Raw genomic sequence first — 15,965 nt, forward strand, 5'->3', positions numbered from 1 at the left:
TGGCTCCGAGTACATCGTTGACAAGCCCGTCTCCGACGTACCAGGAATGTTGGAGTGGGACGCCTAGCCGCTCGGCAGCGCAATCAAATATCCTCGCGTCGGGTTTCTCCACCCCAAGCATTTGGGAATCGACCAACACGTCGAAATAGCGAGCAAGGTCAAAGGCGCCGAGCTCTTGTTCCAATCGGCCATCGGCGTTGGCCACCGCGGCCAGGCACACACCCCGTTCCTTCAGCTCAGCGAGCGTCGCGTGAGCGCCCGGGTCAAGGACCGAGTATAGTTCGGGATGGCGAAGTGCGCGAGCAAAGGCCGCTTCCGCGCGGCTTGAAACGACGTTGAGGAGGAAGCCAAGGTGCCGGGCGACCCGGCCGTCCCCATCCGCCCCTCGCGGGTAGTCGAGGTGGCGGGCCTCCGCGGCCAGGACGAGTGCGGCGACGGCGTCGCTGGGGTCAACCTGCACACCTTCCTCCGCAAAGCACCCGGAAAGCACGTCCCCATTGACATGAATAAGTGTCATTCCAACATCGAAAAGTATTGATTTTGGCATTTTAGAATCCACTGGATAAGAATCCATCTTACGTCTGGAACTATGGTTTGATCGGTACATGACAACTACTGGATTCCGCTCCACAGAACTGCTCGACCTCGGGACACTTGCCGAGCGCATCCGCCAAGAAGTCGATCTTCCGCTGATTGGCGTAGACGGCCCTGGCGCGGCGGGAAAGAGCACCTTCGCCGTGGCGCTCGCCCGGGCTCTCGGCGCGGTGGTCGTCCAGGGAGACGACTTCTACCTGCCATCGACGATCCGACCATCCGGCGACTTCGTCCCGGGGGCGCAGTTCGACCTCGACCGGCTGCGCGACCAGGTCCTCTCTCCGGTCGTCGGGAGGTCGCAGGCCAAGTACCAACGGTACGACTGGGACCACGACCGTCTCGGCGACTGGGTGGATGTGCCCGCCGCAGTCCCGGTGATCATTGAGGGGATCTACAGCACCGAGGCCCGCTTTCGGTCCTTCTACACTCATCGAATCTTCTGCACCGCCGACCGCGGGCTGCGCCTCGCCCGCGGACTGGAGCGCGACGGCGAAGCCGCCCGCTCCCAGTGGGTCGAGGAGTGGATGCCCGCCGAGGACCGCTACTTCGCCGAACAGCACCCCAGCGACGCGGCCCATCTGGTCCTCGACGGTTCCGGCACCGGCGAGCAGCCCCGTTACACGATCATTGGCGGCCACTTCACCTCCTGACGAAGATTGCTGAATGGGGTCCGTGGTCCGCCGCAGCGGAGAAACCGTACTCTGCGAGGCGGGCCACGATCCGCTCCCTGCTCACGTACTTCGCATGGATGTCCAGCGCCAGCACCCGCACGCGGCGCAGCCAGTCCGGACGCCCATCGAGCAAGATCTGCTCTTCGGCCCCCTCGACGTCCACCTTCAGCAGGTCGGCGCTCTCCCAACCGGCGGCGTCCAGCAGCTGGTCTACGGTGACCGCCCGCACCGCCAGCGGAGGTAGCGCGAGGTCGCGCTCCGGCCGGTGCCGGAATGCTGTGCGTGCCTCGGCCACCGATTGGGTCGTCGAGCTTGACGCCCACCAGCCACTCGGGAACAACCGCACCTCCCCCGGCTGTCCCGCCACTGCAGCCTGCTCGACCACCCAATCGAACCCGTTGGCCGCCGCGTTCACGCGAAGTTCCTCCGCGTTCTCTGGGACCGGCTCGACGCACACCACCCGGGCGTTGGGGAAGCGCAGGCTGAAATACAAGGGCGAGGCGCCCATGTTGCTCCCCAGATCGAGCACGGTACGGACCTCTCCCCCGGCCTCCTCATACGGGAACTCATAGATTCCGTACACGAAGACCTCCCGGAGCACGAACAGATCGCTCAGCCCGGCCCGCAAATGGCATCGTGCGGTCCGTCTGCCGACCGCGACGCGCACCCAGCGGTGTGCCCGACCATCCCCCGGACGGCCCGCGACTAGCCGCACGTGAAACTCGAGAACCGGCCAGATCAGCCCCTGTCGCCATGCAAGCCCGATGTCACGGACGAACTCGCGCCCCTGCCGTGCCAGCAGTCTGAGCGGCCCGGTCTGCGCGCTATCCTCGTCACGACGCAGGTATCTCACAGCATTGGTCCGGCGGTGAGCCAGCCTCGGGTGTCGTCCTTTCCCTGCCGACAGGCGTCGTAATAGCGCTCCTGCAGCTCCCGGGTCAGCGGTCCGGGCTTGCGCCCTCCAACGTCGAGTCCGTCTATGCCGGTGACCGGCGTAATCTCGCACAGGGTTCCGGCGAGGAACACTTCGTCGGCGAGGTAGAGTTCAGTGCGTTCAACGTCCCGCTCCTCGACTTCGGTACCAGTTTCGGCGAGCAGTTCGATTGCGCTGCGCCGGGTGATGCTCTCAAGGATCCCGGAGGTCAGCCGCGGTGTCGCGACCCGTCCGCCACGCATGACGAACACCGAGGCGCCACCGGTCTCGGCCACCCTGCCCTCAGGGTTCAGCAGGATGGCCTCCCCGTACCCGTGTGTCGTCGCCTCGAGCCGGGCGAGTCGCAGGTTGTAGTAGTTGGCGGCGGCCTTCACCCGGGGTGGGGCGGTGGAGTCGTCCGACCGCCGCCACGACGAGACCTGGCAGGTGAGTCCCTGCTCAATGGAGTCCGCGCGCGCCGACTCGAAGACTGGCAGGAAAAAACCGCAGTCCTCGGCAGAACCTCCGACGGTGTACTTGCCCTGCTCAAGGTAGACGGTCGGGCGGGCATAAACGTCCTGGCGATAGCCGAGGCGGGCCACCAACTCGCCGAGCGCCCGGGTAACCTCCTCCACCTGGATCGGCCGGGGAATACGGACGACCCGCATCGACTCGGCTAACCGCCGGACATGGTCCTCGACATGGACGAAGTAGTGCCGTGACTCGGCCTCGTTCCAGTAACCCCGCAGTCCTTCGAAGACACTCGCCGCCCGCAACACCACCTCGCTCCAGACGTGCACCCGGGCGTCCTGCCAGGGGCGCACCGCCCCATCGAACCATATCCGCTCAGGCGTGGACAGATCGCTCATCATTCTCCTCCGTTATGAACCATGCGGCGCTCCGGCGTCCTGTAGAAACTGCTTCACGGTGTGGCGTGCGTACTTGTGATCGACCAGGGCCGAGAGAACGTCCGGCGGCAGCGTCAGGCTGTGGGCGCCAGCCGTCATGCTCCGCTGCGCGTCAGCGGCACCGCGCACGCTCGCCGCAACCAGCCGGACCGGCAGCCGCCAGTCGTCGATCCAGCGCCGGCATGCGGCTAGGACCCCAGGTCCGTCACCGCCCTCATCGTTGATCCGGCCGACGAGCACGCTGGCGTACGCGGCACCCGCCTTCGCTGCCAGAGCCACCTGCCCGAACGACAGGCAGGCGGTGGCGTTGACCCGGACCCCCGCCTCGGCGAGTGTAGAGATCTCGGCGAGACACGGCTCGCCCTCCGGAGTAAGCACCGGCACCTTGACTACGATGTTCGAGGCGAGGCGGTGCAGCTCCACACCCTCGCTGACAAGTTCTCCACCGGCGGCAGAGGTGACCTCCGCGTGCAGGGGGCCGGGCGCGACCAGGTCACTCAGTTTGGCAAGCGTGCCCGTACGGTCCGTGACGCCAGCCCGACGCAGCACAGTCGGGTTGGTGGTCACGCCGTCCAGGACCCCCTGCCGTAGCCAGTAGCGGATCTGCGCTTCGTCGGCGCTGTCGAGGAAGAGCTGCATCAGAAGTCCTTGTAGAGGATCGAGCCGACGAGGTCGGGAAGGTTGTCCGCGATGAGGTCGGGGCGTGTGCCAGCGAGTGTCGGGCACCGATCGCATCGAGCGGAACCGAGCCAGGCTGTGCGGCATCCCGCGGCCCTGCCCGCCCTGACATCTGTTCCCGTGTCCCCGATGAACCAGCAGTCGGCGGGGGCGGCGCCAAACACGGCAGCCGCTTTCAGCAGCAAGCCCGGGCGCGGCTTGCGGTCAGGGCAGTCGACGCGCAGCCTGGTTACTGAGGCGTCCGGGTGATGCAGGCAGTAGAAGACGTGATCGATCCGGCCGCCTTCGGCTTCGAGACGGTCCAGCAAGGTCCGGGTCACCTGACCGAGCAGCCGAGCTGTCATTTTCCCTTTGGCGATACCCGGTTGGTTGGACGCGATCGCGCAGGGGACGCCGGCCGAAGTGATTCGGGCCACAGCCTCTGCCGCTCCGGGCATCAGCCGGACCTGTTCGGGACGGGCCGGGGAATCGACCGTACCCAGGTCGGGTTCGTGCCAGAGCCGGTTGAGCACGCCGTCCCGATCGAAAATGATCGCCTTTGGCTTCATGGGCGCAACGTCTCCCAGAGCGGCGTGACGGTGTTCAGCCGGGGATGGGTCGCCAGCATGTGCCAGACGACCGACTGGATGATCTCAGTGTGGGTGGTGCGGAAGGTCAGATCTGCGACGGGCACGCGGATACAGACGTCGGCCAGGCGCGCGGTTTCGCCGCCGTCCGGGCCGACCACCCCGCAGACGAATGCCCCCCGCTCGGTCGCAAGCCGCACCGCCTCCACAAGGTTCACGCTCACCGGCGGATCCTCGGAGCCGCCGCCCACTGAGAACACCAGCACCGCGTCCCGAGGCCCAAGCCGGCTGTCCTCGAGCCAGCGAGAGAACGCGTAACGCCACCCGTGGTCGTTGGTCAACGCCGTGAGCGAAGCCGGGTTATCGGTCGGTGCATAGGCATCAAACCCTGCCAGCCCGCGCAGGTCACAGACCGCATGCCCGGCGTTGCCGGCACCGCCGCCGATCCCGAGGATGAACAGCCGGCCGCCGGTGTCCCGCACCTCGCCGAGCCGCTCGGCGAGCTCGTCGACGAGGGCGGTGTCGAGCCGTCCGGATATGGCCGCCAGCTCGTCCAAGAACTGCTTGCTGAAGCCCGTCAAGGTCGTCCTCCTAGGCGGGTGGTGACGGTTCCCTTATCGGTGAACGTGAAAGGCACGTGGACCAGTCCGGTGTCGCGCAGCGCGGCAATCACCCTGGGATGGGTGTCGGGACCTGCGTAGACGAGCAGGAATCCGCCACCACCCGCACCGACGATCTTGCCTGCTTCCGCTCCTTGGGCACGCGCGGCGCTGAGCCAGTCGTCCCAGAGACCCGAGGCCTCGCGCTGCCGTTTGATGTGCCAGTGTTCCCTCATCAGTGGTGGGATGTCGTCCAGCCGTCCGGCTTCAAGCGCGACGCGGGTCTCGTCGCCGAGCTTGCGGATGTGGTCGAGCTGCTCGATCCGGCGGCTTAGTTCAGTGCCAGCCGTCGGGACCACGAGCTGCGCCACGCTGTCGCGGCGCCGTCTGGTATAGAAAAGCAGCAAGCGCTCGTCTAACAGTCGCAGCGTCCTCGGAGTAGCCACGATCCGCGTCGCGGTTACCGTTCCCGATGTGTCGATGACTAGCCGGCGCGGCCCGCCTAGCCCGCAGGCGTAGTGGTCCTGTTTACCAATTGGCATGCCAAGTCGGCCTACTTCCAATTCGTGAGCCTGTTCGATGAGCTCCACGGGGGACGGTTCGCGCCCGGCCAGTGCGTGCAGGACGCCCAGCAGGCTGATCGCGAACGCGCCCGAACTGCCGAGCCCGGTCCCTGGCGGCACGGGCCCCATCGAGGTGATCTCACAGGGCCGATCGGTTCCGGTGAGTCGGAGCGCTTCTCGTAGATAGGGATTGCCGACTTCAGCCCCCGCCGCGGTGATGTCTGTGACGTCGTGGGAGAACCGGTGGCCACCGTCCAGGCGGCCAAGCCGGCCGACAACGGTGACGCACAGCGAGATGGCGACAGTCAGCATGTCGCCTCCGAACCGGGATCGGTAGAAGGGCAGGTCGGTGCCGCCCCCTCCGAGCGTCAACCGGAGAGGGGTCCGTACGATGGCGAGGGCCTCGGTCACGCGGGCTCCCGGGTTGCGATGAGCCGTCGGACCGCCTCCGTGACGGCCTGCGCCGCAGTCAGCCGAGGCCGCCAGCCGGTCGCCAGGATCTTCTCAATGTCCAGCTCGACCACTGGCTGGTCTCCCGGCCAGGACAGGTCCGTTGAACTCGGTCTGAGCTCCGGCGGCGGCAATCGCAGGGCACGGGCCACGGCGTGCGCCACTTCCGCCACACAAAGGCTTCCACCGGCGGCGAGGTTGTAGACCTCGGCTCCGGTCCCTGCGGGCAGGTCGGCGACGTACCGCATTCCTGCAATCACATCGTCGACCAAGACGTAGGACTTGCGCTGCCTGCCGTCTCCGAGGACGGAAAGGACGGTGGGGTCCCGGTCGAGTTTGGCGATGAAATCGCGTATGATTCCCCGGCTCATCCCGCCGCCGACGGCGTTGCCTAGCCGGAAGACAAGCCCGCGAATACCGAAAAGCCCGGTATAGGCGGAGATCAAGCCTTCACAGGCGAGCTTCCCCGCCCCGTACAGTGAGCCTGGCAGCAGAGGACCGTCCACCTCGCGGACGACCGGGCCCAGCCCATTGCCATAGACCGCACTCGTGGATGGGAAGAGAAGTGTTCCAACCCCGGCTTGGCGCATCGCTTCGAGCACCTGCTGGGTAATCCACACGGAGGAGCGGAAGTCAATCCCGGTGTCCCGGGCTCCGAGCGGGATGTCGGCATTGGCCGCGAAGTGCCAGACCTCCTGAATTCCCGGCACTGCTCGAGGAAGCACGTCTGCGAGTTCTCCCCGCAGGTAGGCGACCTGGTCGGGCGTCCCCGGAAGCGGGTCGACGAGGTCCGTGGCGATGACCTCGTGCCCGAGACCCGCCAGGGTCTGGACGGCATGGGAGCCTATGAACCCTGCCGCCCCGGTGACGAGTATCTTCATGCTTCGGCCTCACCTTTCTGATCCGATCGGTGCAGCAAGAGGGCAGCGAGGGTCGCTGCGTCGAAGACCAACCCGTCCGCGATGTGCCGGGCAAGCAGGCTGGGCGGGACGCACCAGGTCTCGGCACCGAGCTCGCCGGCCTCGAGCCGCGCCACGTCCCGGCGTACGGCTCTGACCTCGACGACAGCGAAACTCTGCGCCGCCCAGTCAGCCGCCTCGTACAACCGCTCCGCCAGGACCCGCGGCGCGGCGCCGATCCAGCCTGTCTCCTCGGCGAGCTCACGGAGCGCGGCATCCGTGGCCGACTCGCCGGGAAGCACTCCGCCCTGCGGCAACTCGAGACTCCATCGGCCCGCCGCGTATCGGAACTGCCGGGTCATTACCAGGGAACCGTCATCCAGCCGGCAGAGGACCAGCACCGAGTCCGCCCGGGTGACCATCGCGAACGGCTCGATGGAGCCATCGGCGAGGCGGACCTCATCCTCACGCAACTGCATCCATGGGCTTGAGAAGACCTGGCGGGTGCTGATCCGCTGCTTCGGCGGGCGTCCGTCCACTAGCCTCGCGAACTCGGCATGGCTCACCGGCGAGCCGATCTCGTAGAAGCGCTGATGGACTTCGAGCGCCGCGAGCTCACCATCCTCGATCAGCGACCGGAAGAGCGTTCCGAGGTCCGCGGGGCCAGGCGGGAGGCGGCTCAGCGAGGCGCGCCGCAGCAAAGCGATGCCGTAATCGACGTACTCGAGCCCCTCAGCGGCCTTGTCGTACCGGACGACAAGGCCGTCCCGGACCTCGGTGTTGCTGGGCACGAGCCGGTCCTGGTTGTGCAGGACGACCATGGCGGCCTCCCGGCCGGTGGCGTACCAGCGCTCCACTAGCCCAGCGAGGTCGACCGGGGTGTAGGTGTCGCCCAGCAACAGGACGAATTCCTCCTCCAGGTTGGCCTCGCGGAGGCAACCGGCGGTGCCCAGCGGCGTGTCCTCGACGGATGCGGTCACCTTCAGACTGTCCGGGGGGCGCTCCTCCAGGTAGGCGATTACCTGGTCGGCGCGGTGGCCCAGGCAGAGATGGATCGAGGGGATGTCCTGCACGGCGAGGAGATCCAGGACGTGCCCGAGGAAAGGACGGCCCCCGACCGGAGCGAGGACCTTGGGCAATCCGGGCAGCATCCCGGCCAGCCGGGTACCTGGCCCGCCCGCCACGATGACCACCTGAGAGATCATCCGACGACCTCGTGGAGCACCTGTTCGGTCCGGTCAATCATCACGGTCTGGGAGAAATGCTTGACCACATGTCCCCGGGCGGCGGCACCCAGCCGGGAGCGCAACTCTGCGTCGGCCCGCAGCCGTCGCAGAGCTCCAGCGAGGCCTTCGGCGTCGTCGGGATCCACGAGTTCGACGAGACCGGCCCGAGGCCCGGCTGCTCCGGCCGCGAGGATCTCGGTGAAGCCCCCGATCCTGGTGGCGACCGCGGGTCGGCCCGAACTCATGGCCTCCAGCAGCGCCAAGCCGAGTCCCTCGGACAGGCTCGGCTGGGCGACAGTGTCGGCGGCCGCGAGGAGGTCCGGTACCCGGCTGTGATCCACCTCGCGGTCGATCATCACCCTCCCGCGCACGCCGAGGCGGTCGACCTCCGCTTCCAGCGCCCCGGCGTACTGCGTGGACGCCGAGCTGACCGTTCCGGCAATCACCAGCCGGGCCGGCTCCTCGACCCGGGCGAACGCCCGGACTAGACCGAGGTGCCCCTTCCGCTCCTTGAGCCGTCCGACCGTGACGAAGAGGAACTCCCCGTCGCCCAACCCGTACCGGCGCCGGAACGGTCCTCCGTCACGACTGGGGTGGAACAGTTCGGTGTCGACCCCGTGGTGGATCAGCCGGATCCGTTCCGGCGGCAGCAGCTTCGCGGCGCGGGCACGGTAGTACTCGGACCCTGCCAGCACAAGGTCGGGTGCGAGGCTGCGGTAGCCCAGCGCAATCTTTCCTCGGCCGAACGGTTCGGTCTCGGGCTTGTGCTCGTGGTAGGAACCGACCAGCGGAATGTCCAGTTCGGAGGCGACGATCCTGCCGAGAACGGTCGTCTCCAGATTGTTCGCGACGACGACGTCGGGGAACCATCCCGCCAGAGCGCGGGCGAGCTCGGGCAGCAGACCGAAAACCATCTGCTCCCAGGGCAGCTTACTCGGATCCGTAAGCAATTCCCGGTACTCCGAAAGTCGCCGGACCCGCAAGCGGTCACGTTCAGCTGTCAAACTCGTGCCCGCCACCCGGTCGGTGACTACCATGACGTCATGGCCACGCGAGGTCAAACCCTCGGCCAGCACGCTCGCGTAACTCTCCGCACCGCCTGTAGTGGGCGGAAAGCCAGAGGTCAGCAGAAGTACCCGCATCAAGCCAGCACCTCCCCAATGACGCTTTCGCCCTCTGGAACCACGGCATCGGGCAGCAGGACGCAGTCCCGTACCTTTGCTCGGGGCCCGACCACTGCGCCCGGGCCGATGACGACCCGTTCGAGAACAGCCCCTTCGCCGATCCGCGCACCCTCGGCCAGCAGGACCGGCACGTCTCCGAGTGCACAGAGATTGGCAGCCAGAAGAGATACGGGAGTCCCGAGATCAATCCATATCCCGTCGAAGAGATGGGCCCGCACCGTGTGTTCGGTAGCCAGTAGCATCGGAACCACGTCCTTGAAGTCGTACTCACTGTCCTCCGGCGGATTCAACGCCCGCACCGCCCGGGCGCTGAGCACATAGACACCGCAGCTCACGACCGATCCCGACGGAGCATCCGCGGGCTTTTCCCGGAGCCCGGTCACCTGCCCGCCGCTGTTCACGTCAAGCACACCGAATCGGCTGGGGTCCTGCACGCTGGCCGCGGCAATCGTCAGATCCGCGCCGTGTGCGCGATGGTCCATAACCAGCGCGGCGTAGTCGAGGTCACTCCAGGCATCGCAGCTGACTACCAGGACTTCGGAGCCCGTGGGCAACAATGGACGACACGCCGCCACACCACCCGCCGGGCCGCTGGGCCGGGGCTCGGCGACGAGCTCAAGGTCGATTCCGCCATCCCGCAGCCTCCGGGCGGCCAGCCCGAGCTGGTCAGCCAGATGATGGACATTAGCAATAATCGAGGAAACCCCGGCTGCCTGCAGCCGGGCGGATGTCCAGTACAACATTGGGACGTTCAACACGGGCACAAGCGGCTTGGCGATGTGGATGCTAATCGGCCCGAGACGTCGGCCGGCCCCCGCCGCCAAGATGATCGCCGGGACACGCGCGGCATCGGACGGCTGCACATGCGGGAGCGGGGCCGCGAGCAGGGCCTCCAGAATCGTCACCGGGAAGTGACGGCGTAGGTGACGGCTGTCTTCGGGTTGGCGAGAAAAAGCTTGTTGACATCCTCTTCCGAGAGGCCCACCGACAGCATGTTCCGCCGTTGGCTCCGGTAGCTGGAGCCACCTGCGGCGACCGCGCCGTCGTCGCGCAGCCAGAGCTCGGAAAGTCCGTCACGGACCAGGTCCTCGTCAGCCAGGATGGGTACCTCGGTATGGTCCGTCAACGCAATCAGCCGGTCTGCGCCGAGGTACGCGAAAGTCTTCCGGCAGATCTCCAGGTCAACATGATGGCCGTCGAAGTTCAGACATGGCTGCAGGAGGCCGGTGCGGGCGGCCGCCAGCATCGCGGCCGGAACCGGGCCGAGTAGCTCGGTCAGGTCGGCGGTCTCCCAGTCGTGCTGAAGAAATGTGGTCAGTTCCTTGTCCCTGCGGGTCCGTTCCTCCGGAGTGCGCCAGGCATGGGTGAAGGAGCGAGGCATGTCGTTGTACAGGTGGTCAGTGAGGATCAGGTTCGGTGATGGGCTGTATCGGGGGTGAAGGAACTCCAGCACCTCGTTGAGGCGCCGTGCGCTTTGCTGCGGATCGTCCCGGTGGAAGTGGCCGAGCGCCACGCGCAGACCCCGGTCATAGAACTCCGTCAGCAGGTTCGCAAAAGTGAAACCGGGTTCAATCTCCTCGTCGAGCGCGAGGGCGTCTGGCGCGAGTACCACGTACTTGAGGCCGAGTGGGCCGAGCTCAGCAAGAGATCGCCATTCGGTGCTGTCCGGACGCCAACGCCCTGAGCGCGGGATACCGCCCTGCGGCCCAAGAAGCGGTCCCTCTACAGCGAATCCAGCGATGTTCGGCAGCAAGACGTCCGCTGCAAGGCGGTGGTACTCGCGCACGGTCTCCGCGAATCTAGGCAACGCCTCCCTACGCAGGTAGACCGTGGGCAGGATTTCGAGGTTACGGTCGGCTGCGAGCTTCTGGAGGTGGGGCAGCTCATCGGGCTTCAGCGCGGAGAAGTCAATCGATTCCAGACCGTGAAAATGGTAAAGGAAAGCCTCAATAGCCACTGTTGTCACCCTTCTTTGAGGAGGTTCTTCTGAAGCTTCCCGAGCTGGTTGCGTGGCAGGGCGGTGGTCATATGGATGGCACGTGGCCGCTTGAACGGGCTCAGCCGTTCCGACAGATGCTCGTTCAGCGTCTCGGCGGACACCTCCTCCGAGAGCACGACCCAGGCGGTGACTCGCTCGCCGAGCCAGTCGTCTGGGAGACCGACCACCGCGGCCTCGGTGACCGCGGGGTGGCTGAGCAGGGCGTCTTCGACCTCACCAGCGCCGACCCGGTATCCAGCGGTTTTGATGATGTCGGTGGCGCAGCGGCCGGCCAGGGAAAGCGTCCCGTCGTCACCTAGGCGGCCGAGGTCGCCGGTCGGGAACCAGCCGTCCGGCAGCAGCGTCGACGGACGGCCCAGATATCCGGAGAACAGGCTGTCCCCTCGTACCAGGACCTCGCCGGTTTCCTCGGGCATCCCCGCATCACGCAGGACGATCTCGACGCCGGGCAGGGGGCGACCGAGCGAACCTGGAGCACGATCGGGATCCGAGGGCGAAGGCGAGGCGATGACCAGCGTTTCGGTCATTGCGTACCGGTCCAAGATCAGGTGTCCGGAGATGCGTGCTATCCGGGTGAAAGTCGCTCTGGGCAAGGGCGCGGCCCCCGAGACGAGCAAACGTGCGCCGGACAATTCCTCGACCGCAGCGTCAGCGAGCGAACCCCAGGTCGTCGGTACCCCGAAATAGATGGTTCCTCCCAGAACCGGCCGGAGCATCGGGCCGGTGTAGACCAGCGGAGAGCCGAGCCGGAGCGGGCCGAGGACGCCGAAGACTAGACCGTGCACATGTGTCAGGGGCAGTGCGTGCACCAGCGCGTCGTCGGCGGTCCAATCCCAAACCCCGGACAGGGCGTCCAGGCCGAAGGCAATCGCGCGCCGAGACAGGACCACGCCCTTAGGTCGTCCCGTCGAGCCTGACGTATAGAGGATCAGCCCGGGCGACTCGTCGGCCGGGAGTGGGGCCGGGAGAGGAGCGTGCGCGCCCGGCTCAACCTCGTCGAGGACGAGATCGGGAGCGCTGTCGGCGAGGATGTGACGACGCTCTTCCGTAGCCGTTCCCTGGCTGATGGGCACGGCCGCCGCGCCTGCAGCAATCGCTCCGGCAACCGCGATCATGGTAGCCTGCGGGTCCGTAGTGGCGACCGCGACGGTTCTGGCACCCGCCACTCGGGCGGCAACCGCACCCACGGCGGCGGCCAAGTCGTCCGAGGCAAGGCGGCCGGAATCCGTGCGGAGCTCGGCGGCCCCAGCGTACAGAGCGCTCAGAAGTGTGTTCACGACGTGGATACCTTTCTTTGTGCACGAATGCACAGGCCGACGGTGCCTGCGGCCAAGACCGCCACGCCGCCGATCCCGAGGGGCCAGCGCGGCCCGAGGTGCTCCCCCGCCCAGCCGAGGACCGGTGCGGTTAACGGTGCGGTGCCGAGCAGGCCAATCGACCAGAACGCGAGGATCCGGCCCCGCATGGCCGCGGGAGTGGCGCGCTGCAGGGTCGCGTTGCCGACCGCGAGGAAGGCCGTGCACGCCGCCCCCGTGACGGTGAGAGCGGCGGACGCCGTCACTAGCGAACGCGATAACACGACGAGCATCAGCCCGCACCCTGCCGCCAGTGCGAAGCGCGCCATCACTTCCTGCGTCGGCTCGACCGACCGTGCCACCAGCGGACCCGCGGCGACCGATCCGATGGCCAGCGCGCCAAGGAAGGCGCTGAGCGTTAACGGTCCGCCACCGAAGGACTCCGCGGCGAGCACCGGCAGCGTGACCATGAATTTGTAGGCGAAACCTCCGAAGAGGAAGACCATGACCAGTGGCACGAGCAGTGCCCGGTCCCCGGCGATGAGGCCGGTCGCCGTCCGGACGTCCGTCTCCGCGGCCCGCCGCCCGGTTTGGCTCACCGGCCGAACGAGAACCAGGAAGACGATCAGAGGGAGGTAGGAGAACGCGTTCCCAATAAAGCACCAGCCCGGCCCGAACGAGGTCATCAGAAGCCCGCCCGCGAGCGGCCCGAGTGCACGGGCCACATCCGCCAGGACCGGGCCGACCGCAGTGACCTTGACCAGATGTTCGTCGGCCACCAGCTCACCGGCGAAAGCGTCCCGGGCCGGCAAATCGACGACATCCAGTAGGCCCATGAGCGGCAGCGTCACGAAGACTGTCCACAACTCGAGCGCGCTGGTGGCGGCGAGTATCCCCAAGGTCAGCGACAGGCAGGCGAACGCCACCTGGCTGACGAACAGCGACTTGCGTCGGCCGAATCGATCGACGACGGCACCGCCGAACGGGCCAAGCACGAGCAGCGGGAGGAACTGGAGGGCGAATGCCAGGCCGAGGGCGGTGCCGGACCCCGACCGGCCGAGAATGAACCACGCGCTGGCCACAGCATGGACCCAGGTACCGAGCAATGAGACACCTTGCGCGGCCGCCCACCAGAGGATGAGCCTTCCGCGTCGCTCAGCCACCGGCCGCCCAGGTCAGCATCCGGGACCAGCCGTCGAGCAGGTCCGCGACCAGGGCGCTGGGCAACCAGTCCTCCTCATAGCGGAGATGCAGTTTTTTCTCGCCCGCCTCGAACGTCAGGCCGGGGAATGCCACGTCGTGCGGGACTGTTTGCTCTGGGCCAATCTGGCGGCTCTCCAGCACGTTCAGCAGGACGAACGGGGCCATCGGCACCTGCGCATAGGCGTCCGGCTGAAGAGCACGGATGAGCGCGGCGGACGGAATCCTGTGGCGAAGGGCACCCGACCAGGCACGGTTGACGGCCTCAAACACCATGCCGGGGTCCACCGCTCCGTCCAGGGCCGGGGCCAAGGGAAGAGCGTCGAAGAACGGGCCGACGGCCTCGTGGGCACCGGTTCCATCCCGGTTCGCATAGCAGAGCTGGAGAACCGGTGCCGATCCGTGACTTCGGCGCAGGTGAAGCGCCAAGGCACCGGCCAGCACCAAGGTCGGTGTCGTCCCAAGGGCACGTGCGGTCGGGCCGAGCGGCAGCGGAGCATCGCATGTCGCGGTTGCGGCCTGGTAGGACGGGCGCTCCGGACGGTCGGGGAAACCAGGAAGGACGCCACGGACGGCGGAGCCCCCGAGAATCTCCCGCCAGTAGGACAGGCGCTGCTCCCCGGACGGGCCGGTCAGGTGGCTTTGCTCTGTACTGACGAGATGCGTGAACGTCCCTTCTCCTCGCTCAGGCACCGACTTTCCTCGGCAGCGGTCGAAGATCTCCCGCGCCACCAGCCGCATCGACAGGTCGTCGCCCAGGAGATGATGCAGCCGCAGTACAACGGCACCGTCGCCGTCCGGGGATTCGAAGCAAATTACACGGAACAGCGGAGGCCGCCAGAGATCGAGGTCCGTACTTGCCTCGGCGGCAATCGCCGCATCGAGATCCGCCACCATGCGTTGGATGACGGGAACGTCCGACGAAGGCAGGTGCCGGACACGCCAGACGCCGCCGGACTTTACAAAACAGGCCCGGAGCAGGGGGTGTGCCTCGACCGTCGCCCGCACTGCGGTGCGCAGCACGGCCGGATCAATCCTTCCGGGCAAGATCCGCGTCATGACGAACCGTGGCAGCATACCGCCGAAGCTGCGTACTCGTTGCTCTTGGAGAAGTCGCTCAAGCTGGGCTTCGGAGACGAGGTCTCCCATGTCGTTCAAGCTCGCCTCGGGAGTCGCGGTCTCAAGCGTCGCCGCGTACCCACCGGCCCTCGGGTTCTCGTAGAGCTCGGCGAGAGAGGCGGGAACGCCCGCCGCGGTCAGCTTCGCCACCATGTCGACCGCGGCCAGGGAATCGCCTCCCGCGCTGAAGAAATGCGTTTCGGCATCCACCTCGGCAAGCTGAAGTACTTCCGCCCAGATGGCCCGGACCTCCGCCAGGAACGGCGGCGCCATCAGTACATCATCCTAGGGTCGGCGTAGTGCTTGAACTCGAGCAGGTTCTGGCTCGGATCGATGAGCGCGATGGTGCGGTGTTCCTCTGCGGTTCCTTCGAAGCGAAGCTGCACCTTCTGGAACACAGAGATATCGCGCAGATCCACGATTCTGAGCAACGCCTCGAAATCGGCTGCGGCCTTGAACGTGACCCCGAAATGGCGGGGGTAGAGCTTTGGTTCGACGATCGGCTCGTCCGGCGAGTGGTGGCAGACAAGCTGGTCTCCGAAGAAGTTGAAGGTAACCCGGTCGTCGTAGCGGCGGGCGACCTGGCAGCCCAGTGCAGTGTAGAATCTTTCGGCCTCGGCCAGGTCACGTGCCGGAACCGCCAGGTGGAAGGCATCCGTGCTCTCACGCACCGGCCACTGCCATGGTGTCGGCACGGAGTCCGAGCCGGAGCGTCTCCAACCCGATGACCTCAGCCAGCGCGATGTTCGCCAGGTTGACACTGGGGCCAAGCCGGTCGACGAAATAGGCCTGCAGAGTCTTGGTGGGAGCCTCGAAGATGAGACGGTCCGTCGGAACAGGAGACCGGAGGATGTCCTCGATCAGCCCGATCCGCAACCGCCCATCCGGCCGGCAGATCCCGCTTGAGCCTGACTCCCTGGCCTCAAGGATCACATGGTCCGCGCCCGCGCCGAGATCCTTCTCGATACTCTCGACCCACTGGCTAGGGGAGAGCCGTTCCGATTTCTCCCCATCCTTGTACCCCACTTCGGCGAGGATGCGGAACTCGCCGGCGAGCTTGGCTACGTAGCTCGCCTTCTCATCAGCGGACATGTCGAGATA

18 protein-coding genes are annotated in these 15,965 nt (G+C 66.8%); 1 reads left to right on the forward strand and 17 read right to left on the reverse strand.

The features are described 5' to 3' along the window. Nucleotides 1–667: HAD family hydrolase (locus tag AC5LUJ_RS18075; RefSeq protein ID WP_445548715.1), on the reverse strand; the 667-nt coding region annotated here is incomplete at its 3' end. On the opposite strand from AC5LUJ_RS18075, the gene AC5LUJ_RS18080 reads away from it, so the two are divergent. Next, the gene (locus AC5LUJ_RS18080; protein WP_250285171.1) at nucleotides 606–1,244 is read left to right on the forward strand and encodes a uridine kinase family protein; all 639 of its coding nucleotides are present in this window, start codon (nucleotides 606–608) and stop codon (nucleotides 1,242–1,244) included. The two genes, AC5LUJ_RS18075 and AC5LUJ_RS18080, sit on opposite strands and share 62 nt — an antisense overlap. On the opposite strand, the gene AC5LUJ_RS18085 is transcribed toward AC5LUJ_RS18080, so the two are convergent. From AC5LUJ_RS18085 to AC5LUJ_RS18160, 16 genes are all read right to left on the reverse strand, one after another. Further along, a complete protein-coding gene (locus tag AC5LUJ_RS18085; protein ID WP_250285172.1) occupies nucleotides 1,234–2,118 on the reverse strand; it encodes an FkbM family methyltransferase in 885 nt (294 codons plus the stop codon). The genes AC5LUJ_RS18080 and AC5LUJ_RS18085 overlap by 11 nt on opposite strands. After that, complete coding sequence (gene ilvE / locus AC5LUJ_RS18090; RefSeq protein WP_250285173.1) at nucleotides 2,115–3,047, reverse strand: branched-chain-amino-acid transaminase; 933 nt, start codon at nucleotides 3,045–3,047, stop codon at nucleotides 2,115–2,117. Before ilvE ends, AC5LUJ_RS18085 begins: the two co-directional genes overlap by 4 nt. A gap of 12 nt (nucleotides 3,048–3,059) precedes the next feature. Continuing rightward, nucleotides 3,060–3,725 carry a transaldolase family protein gene (locus AC5LUJ_RS18095; protein ID WP_250285174.1) on the reverse strand — a complete coding sequence of 222 codons (666 nt, stop codon included), beginning with the start codon at nucleotides 3,723–3,725 and terminating at the stop codon, nucleotides 3,060–3,062. Continuing rightward, nucleotides 3,725–4,312, reverse strand: a complete 588-nt coding sequence (locus AC5LUJ_RS18100) for a D-glycero-alpha-D-manno-heptose-1,7-bisphosphate 7-phosphatase (protein WP_250285175.1) — start codon at nucleotides 4,310–4,312, stop codon at nucleotides 3,725–3,727. Before AC5LUJ_RS18100 ends, AC5LUJ_RS18095 begins: the two co-directional genes overlap by 1 nt. Continuing rightward, the gene (locus AC5LUJ_RS18105; RefSeq protein ID WP_250285176.1) at nucleotides 4,309–4,887 is read right to left on the reverse strand and encodes a phosphoheptose isomerase family protein; all 579 of its coding nucleotides are present in this window, start codon (nucleotides 4,885–4,887) and stop codon (nucleotides 4,309–4,311) included. Before AC5LUJ_RS18105 ends, AC5LUJ_RS18100 begins: the two co-directional genes overlap by 4 nt. Nucleotides 4,888–4,907: 20 nt before the next feature. Then, nucleotides 4,908–5,903 carry a GHMP family kinase ATP-binding protein gene (locus tag AC5LUJ_RS18110; protein ID WP_250285177.1) on the reverse strand — a complete coding sequence of 332 codons (996 nt, stop codon included), beginning with the start codon at nucleotides 5,901–5,903 and terminating at the stop codon, nucleotides 4,908–4,910. Next, nucleotides 5,900–6,823 (reverse strand): NAD-dependent epimerase/dehydratase family protein, encoded by a 924-nt coding sequence (locus tag AC5LUJ_RS18115; RefSeq protein WP_250285178.1) that lies wholly within the window; start codon nucleotides 6,821–6,823, stop codon nucleotides 5,900–5,902. Before AC5LUJ_RS18115 ends, AC5LUJ_RS18110 begins: the two co-directional genes overlap by 4 nt. Beyond that, entirely contained in the window at nucleotides 6,820–8,046 is a 1,227-nt protein-coding gene (locus AC5LUJ_RS18120) for an NUDIX domain-containing protein (protein ID WP_250285179.1), read from the reverse strand. The genes AC5LUJ_RS18115 and AC5LUJ_RS18120 overlap by 4 nt, the downstream gene beginning before the upstream one ends. Further along, nucleotides 8,043–9,209 carry a glycosyltransferase family 4 protein gene (locus tag AC5LUJ_RS18125; protein WP_250285187.1) on the reverse strand — a complete coding sequence of 389 codons (1,167 nt, stop codon included), beginning with the start codon at nucleotides 9,207–9,209 and terminating at the stop codon, nucleotides 8,043–8,045. Before AC5LUJ_RS18125 ends, AC5LUJ_RS18120 begins: the two co-directional genes overlap by 4 nt. Then, nucleotides 9,209–10,156, reverse strand: coding sequence for a nucleotidyltransferase family protein (locus tag AC5LUJ_RS18130; RefSeq protein ID WP_250285180.1), 948 nt, complete (start codon nucleotides 10,154–10,156; stop codon nucleotides 9,209–9,211). The genes AC5LUJ_RS18125 and AC5LUJ_RS18130 overlap by 1 nt, the downstream gene beginning before the upstream one ends. Further along, on the reverse strand, nucleotides 10,153–11,208 hold the full coding sequence (locus tag AC5LUJ_RS18135; RefSeq protein WP_250285181.1) for a hypothetical protein: 1,056 nt from the start codon (nucleotides 11,206–11,208) through the stop codon (nucleotides 10,153–10,155). Before AC5LUJ_RS18135 ends, AC5LUJ_RS18130 begins: the two co-directional genes overlap by 4 nt. A gap of 5 nt (nucleotides 11,209–11,213) precedes the next feature. Beyond that, a complete protein-coding gene (locus tag AC5LUJ_RS18140; RefSeq protein ID WP_250285182.1) occupies nucleotides 11,214–12,527 on the reverse strand; it encodes an AMP-binding protein in 1,314 nt (437 codons plus the stop codon). Further along, nucleotides 12,524–13,708, reverse strand: coding sequence for an MFS transporter (locus AC5LUJ_RS18145; RefSeq protein WP_445548716.1), 1,185 nt, complete (start codon nucleotides 13,706–13,708; stop codon nucleotides 12,524–12,526). The genes AC5LUJ_RS18140 and AC5LUJ_RS18145 overlap by 4 nt, the downstream gene beginning before the upstream one ends. Next, entirely contained in the window at nucleotides 13,701–15,137 is a 1,437-nt protein-coding gene (locus AC5LUJ_RS18150) for a condensation domain-containing protein (protein WP_250285184.1), read from the reverse strand. Before AC5LUJ_RS18150 ends, AC5LUJ_RS18145 begins: the two co-directional genes overlap by 8 nt. Next, nucleotides 15,137–15,535 (reverse strand): VOC family protein, encoded by a 399-nt coding sequence (locus AC5LUJ_RS18155; protein WP_250285185.1) that lies wholly within the window; start codon nucleotides 15,533–15,535, stop codon nucleotides 15,137–15,139. The genes AC5LUJ_RS18150 and AC5LUJ_RS18155 overlap by 1 nt, the downstream gene beginning before the upstream one ends. Then, nucleotides 15,528–15,965, reverse strand: a 438-nt coding sequence (locus AC5LUJ_RS18160; protein ID WP_493465348.1) for a phosphosulfolactate synthase, incomplete at its 5' end; no start/stop codon positions are given. The genes AC5LUJ_RS18155 and AC5LUJ_RS18160, both read right to left, overlap by 8 nt.

Source organism: Protofrankia sp. CiP1_Cm_nod3 (assembly GCF_982290655.1).

What these genes read in the sequence shown, in the direction of transcription:
- AC5LUJ_RS18080 (WP_250285171.1), top strand. Translation starts at nt 606, where the DNA reads ATGACAACTACTGGATTCCGCTCCACAGAACTGCTCGACCTCGGGACA.
- ilvE (WP_250285173.1), bottom strand. Translation starts at nt 3,047, where the DNA reads ATGAGCGATCTGTCCACGCCTGAGCGGATATGGTTCGATGGGGCGGTG.
- AC5LUJ_RS18095 (WP_250285174.1), bottom strand. Translation starts at nt 3,725, where the DNA reads ATGCAGCTCTTCCTCGACAGCGCCGACGAAGCGCAGATCCGCTACTGG.
- AC5LUJ_RS18100 (WP_250285175.1), bottom strand. Translation starts at nt 4,312, where the DNA reads ATGAAGCCAAAGGCGATCATTTTCGATCGGGACGGCGTGCTCAACCGG.
- AC5LUJ_RS18115 (WP_250285178.1), bottom strand. Translation starts at nt 6,823, where the DNA reads ATGAAGATACTCGTCACCGGGGCGGCAGGGTTCATAGGCTCCCATGCC.
- AC5LUJ_RS18120 (WP_250285179.1), bottom strand. Translation starts at nt 8,046, where the DNA reads ATGATCTCTCAGGTGGTCATCGTGGCGGGCGGGCCAGGTACCCGGCTG.
- AC5LUJ_RS18125 (WP_250285187.1), bottom strand. Translation starts at nt 9,209, where the DNA reads ATGCGGGTACTTCTGCTGACCTCTGGCTTTCCGCCCACTACAGGCGGT.
- AC5LUJ_RS18150 (WP_250285184.1), bottom strand. Translation starts at nt 15,137, where the DNA reads ATGGCGCCGCCGTTCCTGGCGGAGGTCCGGGCCATCTGGGCGGAAGTA.